This is a genomic window from Polaromonas sp. P1_G2, from assembly GCF_056405515.1.
The window spans coordinates 1-968 of the sequence record NZ_JBFUBY010000544.1; the positions used below are offsets into that span (position 1 = coordinate 1).

Here is a 968-nt window from a genome sequence, read left to right on the forward strand (position 1 = left end):
CTGTCAGAAAGATGGTTCGGGGAAGACGGCGCAAATTACGACGCGTGCGCAGCCGAAGGAATGCTACGACTGGTATCAAAGCGCCTTCATTCACACGGGAAAAGTGCGCATTCCGAAGCAGGTCTACATATTCATAATTTCAATAATTCTCGCGATCGCTATGGGCTGGTTTGCGATCAATCGCCTTATGCCTTCCAAGGCGGATGTGGCGAAGGCTGCGCAAGCGCAAACGGCTAGCAGTGGTGTGCCTGGTGCACCAAGTGCGCCGCGTAGATCACCTGGTGATGGTTCTGACGCTGCCAGGCCTCTAACGGCATCGGAGTATGCAGAGCTGCAAACACCTCGTTTTCCGCCGTTGATGCACACAGCGCCGGTTTACGATGAATTGACTAAACCTCGGCGGGTCCCTCTGCCGGCTGCTTGTGTGTCGATGCCGTCAAAGGGTTGCAAATGCTACACCCAAGACGGCACGCCTTACCCTACCGAACGGTCTATGTGCCTCCAGATCGTCCGCGATGGCCTCTTCTTGCCCTTTATCGATTCGCCTTACCCTGCACCCCCTGCGCCGCGTATGACGGTGGCTGAGCCTGTCCTGCAGCCTAAGCAGAGCGATTTCATCGGCACGGTTGCTCCGCTGTTGCCACCTCCAGAGGTGAGAAGTACGGTTAGTCGCGATGCTGAGGTGATGGCATTTATGCGGAAGCGGGACTACATCAAGTAGTGCGCCTGTTACATTTCTCCTAGGGAGTGATTTGGTGACAAGTAAGTGATTTACRGGTACGCACGCGTCTCGACGACAGAGCAGGAAACAACATTACAGCTTGACGCGCTCCATCGAGGTGGCGTCGAACAGGTTTTGCAGGAAAAGCGCAGTTCAGTGGGCACCAGGCCCATTTTGCAGTTGCTGCTGTCAATGCTTCGACCTGGTGACGTGGTCAAGGTCTACAAGATCGACCGGTTCGCACGGT

At 55.4% G+C, this 968-nt stretch carries 1 protein-coding gene and 1 pseudogene; both read left to right on the forward strand.

Annotated elements, in window-relative coordinates:
- Positions 1–721, forward strand: a pseudogene (locus AC1D0P_RS26060) (hypothetical protein); the annotation flags it as partial.
- A gap of 45 nt (positions 722–766) precedes the next feature.
- Positions 767–968, forward strand: a 202-nt coding sequence (locus AC1D0P_RS26065; RefSeq protein ID WP_477679371.1) for a recombinase family protein, incomplete at its 3' end; no start/stop codon positions are given.